Genomic DNA, 4,260 nt, shown 5'->3' with positions numbered 1-4,260 from the left:
AGATGTGTATAAGAGACAGTCTTTATACGTGGTGCAATTTGCCAGTTCAAACTCTTCATATTCATTGAACTGAATAAAGATAGAAGAGGAAAGTTCTTTTTCAGTATCATATTGTTCGTTTTTTTTACTTTGAATTGTAATCTTTCCAAGCGCGCTGTTACTAATGGTAGTTCCTATACTTTTATGGTTATTCAATGAAGATGAAAGTGTAAATTTAATACATGTCGTTGCATGAGTTTTCTCAACCTGATTTAATAAATCCGCGATTATTTGATTTTCCAATTTCACATCTTGTTTTTCAAAATGTTTTAGAAATTTCAGGAAGTAATCGGGATATTCTTTGTCATCTGAGAATGAAAATTGAATTTTTCGCGTCTTTACCTTGTCCTTCACGACTTCGTTGTAATTTCCTAAGTCTGTGTAGTCACCTCTAAGTTTTAAATTGCTTTCTAGTGGCGAATCTATAGTCTGCTTCAATGACAGGAGGAATTTTAATAATGAGCTTTTCCCTCCACTATTTTCACCTATTAAGATATTTATCCGTGAAAATTGAAGTGATTGATTTTCGAAATTTCTGAAGTTATGAATATTTAATTTCATGTTTTTGTTTTTGCATCCTTAAAAATAACAGGAAAAAAGTTTGGTCAAAGGATATGTTGTGGGTTTAATTTTCGGATTCCTGGGAAACGGTCAAAGTTGCTAAATTAACGCTGCTTATCCAGCCATCCATGCTATCTGTCATTATTTATTTTACAAAACTAGTGAGAAGTCTATTCTGAGCGGTTCTAGGCTGGTTTGGCAGCCGTGTTTCAAGTAGCTTGCAGCGTACGAAGAACTTTGGAGAGCGGGTAACAGTGCTGAAGTGGCGTCCGCACCCCCGGTGACTTCCAGAACCTGGCTTCGGGAGCCTCAGCCGGCGGCCCTCGCCCCCCCCAATCCTTAAATTTATCGTAAAAAACACCCCCGCTGTTTGGTAATTGTAAAATATACTATAACTTGTCCGGGCAAATCCTAAATTGCTGTTGGATGAAGGGACTTTTATTAACGGGTGGGTTGTGGTTGCTGGGGCTGTTGGCCACGCAGGCGCAGCCGGTGCATACCGAAGTGCGGAAAGATGCACAGGGGCACTATACCATTTTTAGGGCGGGAGCGCCTTATTATGTAAAAGGAGCGGGGGGCTCGGTCTACCTGCCCGAGGTGGTGGCGGCCGGGGGCAACTCCATACGCACTTGGGGCACCGAAAATGCCCGGCAAATACTCGACGAAGCCCACAAACACGGCCTCACCGTGATGATGGGCCTGTGGCTGCAGCACGAGCGCCATGGTTTCGATTACGACGATTCAGTAGCCGTGCGCAAACAAAAGGAAGCCTTCCGCCGCGAGGTGCTGGCCCTCAAAGACCATCCGGCCCTGCTGTGCTGGGGCGTGGGCAATGAGGTAGACCTCAATTACAGCAATACCAATGTGTGGTATGCGGTAGAAGACATCGCCAAAATGATCAAAGAACTCGATCCGCACCATCCCACCACCACCGTAACGGCCGGATTGGATTCGGTGGAGGTGCAGCTCATCAAAGAACGCTGCCCCAGCCTCGATTTTTACAGCATCAATACCTATGGCGACCTCGACAAACTGCCTTCGCAAATCCGCCGCTGGGGCTGGGACGGTCCCTACATGATCACCGAATGGGGCCCCAATGGCCACTGGGAAGTAAAACGCGCGCCCTGGGGTGCCCCGCTCGAACAGAGCAGCGCCCAAAAGGCCGAAAGTTATACCCGCCGCTACCAGGATAAAATTTGGGCCGAGCGCCCGTGGTGCATGGGTTCGTATGTGTTCTTGTGGGGACAAAAACAGGAAACCACGCCCACCTGGTACGGCATTTTTACCGAATACAAAGAAAAAACCGAAACCCTTTGGGCCATTGCCCAGGCCTGGAAAAGCGAAAACCAGTCGGCACCTGTATCGCTGGGCGCCTGGCAACAGCCTTATTTGATGACCACGGCCGGCGAACCCATCGTTTTGCCTTTGGCGCTGCGTACCGATAATATAGATAAGGTGAATCTGCGCTACGAAATCATCCCCGAAAGCCAGGACATCAAATCGGGCGGCGATGTAGAAGGCCGCCCTGCAAGCATCGAACGCAAAAAAGTGCGCCGGTTCAACGGCACCAACCTCTCGCTCGATGCACCCCTTGCCGAAGGTGCTTACCGCATTTTTGTTTATGCCGAAAAGGGCGGCTGGGTGGCTTACGGCAATGTGCCGCTTTTTGTAAAACCCCTGGCGCCGAGTGCGCGTCCCCGCAAGGCCGTGCAATTCGAAACCTTCAGCCAACTGCCATGAACAAACCAATCCGTTCTTTATTTGCGGCAATGGGCCTGCTGGGTGCCACGGCGGCCTGGGCCCAACCGGCTGCTCCGGCGCTTTTGCCCATCGACAGTACGGCCACGGCCAGCACGGCCGCCAAACCGGCCTTGCGCTCCACCTTGTGGCGCTTGTTTGTGGATAGCAATGCCGCAGTGGCCGCCACCGACTTCGGTACCTTCCCCAAAATGGAGCCGGCGCGTTTGCGCTCGCTCAATGTGAATGGCTTCTACCGCTTTTTTGGTACCTACCGCAATATGCCCACGGCCTATGAGTTTCTGCCCGATGTAAACATGCCGCGGCGCGAGGTGTTCATTGGCGACGATACCCAATTGCCCAACCTGCTGATCAACATCAACGGCAAATCAAGGGCAGGGGTGAGCTGGGGCCTCGATTTGTTCGCCTTCCAATTCATGGACCGGCCGGGTTTGTCGGCATACAGTCCCGCCACGCCCGATACCGCCCGCCCCAACATCGACTTCCCCCTCGGTTCACCCCGCCTCGGCCAGAGCATGCTGCTGAACCTGGGCATGAACCTATTTGCCACGGTGCCCACGGCTTTGGGTCCGCTGAACATCAAACTCGGCGGCATCCACTGGGAAGACATGAGCGACCTCACCATGGGGGCTTATACCGCTTACGAGCGTTATATGTTGTTCGACCGCAACCCCTGGGACCCCATTGGCAACAGCGTACAAGAACGCTACAACCGCTATGTAGATGCAGGTCGGGTAGATCAGGAAGAACGCTGGGGCAAACGCGCCTTTGCGGGAGCCATCCTCAGCATGAGCCAGCTGCCCAAAAACCAGAGCGTGAAATTCATGTTCGGCAAAAACGAGCAGAACGGCGGTTTCGACCGGCGTCCGAATGCCGCCTGGGGCGGTCAGTACCAATGGTTGGTGAACAGCCACTGGCGTTTGGGTGTGCAAACCATGAACCAGCGCTCGTACCAAGACAGTTTGTTGACGCAGCGTTTCGGCTCGCAAATCCATACCGTTAAAATCAGCCATTTGTTGTCGAAAGTGAATTTCGATATCGAAGCCGGTTATTCGGGTTACCAATCGGCCCAGCTAGGGCAGCGCGGTGGTTTGGTAGCCCAGGGCAAATTGCGTTACCAAATCAACCAGCGCTGGCGGCTGTTTGGTCAGGCCTATTACATCGATCCGGGGGCCGTAAACAACGTAGGTGCTTTTGTGAACACCAGCGTGGCCGAGGCTGCCATTTCCAACATCCCGGCCGGACAAGCGGGCAGCGGTGCCTTGCTTTTCCCCAGTGGTTCGTCCTTGTTGGGCTTCGGACAGCTGGCCAACAACCGCCAGGGCATCGACCTCAACGTGGGTTTCCAGCCTGCGAACATCTACCTCTCGGGTGGTTACAGTTTGAGTCGAGAAATCACTACCGGTGCCAGCAACATTTCGTTTGGGCGTCCGGTAAATGCACTCACCCGCAGCCGTTTTTACCGCTGGGGTTTTCCGCAGGCGGTGGGTCCGTATGGCCGCACCAATGTGTTGTACCGCAGCACCTACGACCGCATCAATTTCCCGCGGGCCATCAACGAAGCCCTGTATTTTTCGCAGCTCGAATTGCAGGCGCTCTACCGCATCCGCTTGGCGGGCAAGGTATTGGTGTTTAACCACCTCATGCGTGCGGCCTCAGTACAAACCGATGCGGCCCTCCTCAAAACCGCACCGCAGGCCATTTTGCGCCAGTATGCCAGCGAAAACGAACTCTATTTGCAGTGGAACAGTCGCCTCACCTTTGTATTCATGACCAGCGGCGACATTACCCTGGGTGGTTTGGCCACGGGCGTGAACATCAATGGGCGTCCGTTGGAGCAATACGGCGCTGCCCGCGGCATCGGCATCGACATTTGGGCCGCCGACAATGCTGTCTCTTATA

3 protein-coding genes are annotated in these 4,260 nt (G+C 52.6%); 2 read left to right on the top strand and 1 reads right to left on the bottom strand.

Going from position 1 to position 4,260, the window contains the following annotated elements:
- Positions 1–600 (bottom strand): AAA family ATPase (locus ACN4EK_RS32095; RefSeq protein ID WP_431662511.1); only part of this gene is annotated, 600 nt, incomplete at its 3' end.
- A 426-nt stretch (positions 601–1,026) separates the two neighbouring features.
- Between ACN4EK_RS32095 and ACN4EK_RS32090 the strand changes: the two genes are divergently transcribed.
- Entirely contained in the window at positions 1,027–2,340 is a 1,314-nt protein-coding gene (locus tag ACN4EK_RS32090) for a glycoside hydrolase family 2 TIM barrel-domain containing protein (protein ID WP_431662510.1), read from the top strand.
- Positions 2,337–4,260, top strand: a 1,924-nt coding sequence (locus ACN4EK_RS32085; protein ID WP_431662509.1) for a hypothetical protein, incomplete at its 3' end; no start/stop codon positions are given. The genes ACN4EK_RS32090 and ACN4EK_RS32085, both read left to right, overlap by 4 nt.

Origin of the sequence: Pantanalinema rosaneae CENA516 (genome assembly GCF_050753385.1) — a bacterium.
GTDB lineage: Bacteria > Cyanobacteriota > Cyanobacteriia > Leptolyngbyales > Leptolyngbyaceae > Pantanalinema > Pantanalinema rosaneae.
This window is presented reverse-complemented; position numbering and strand designations above follow the sequence as displayed.

Bases quoted from the DNA above. Each gene is read 5' to 3' on its own strand.
- ACN4EK_RS32090 (WP_431662510.1), top strand. From the start codon at position 1,027: ATGAAGGGACTTTTATTAACGGGTGGGTTGTGGTTGCTGGGGCTGTTG.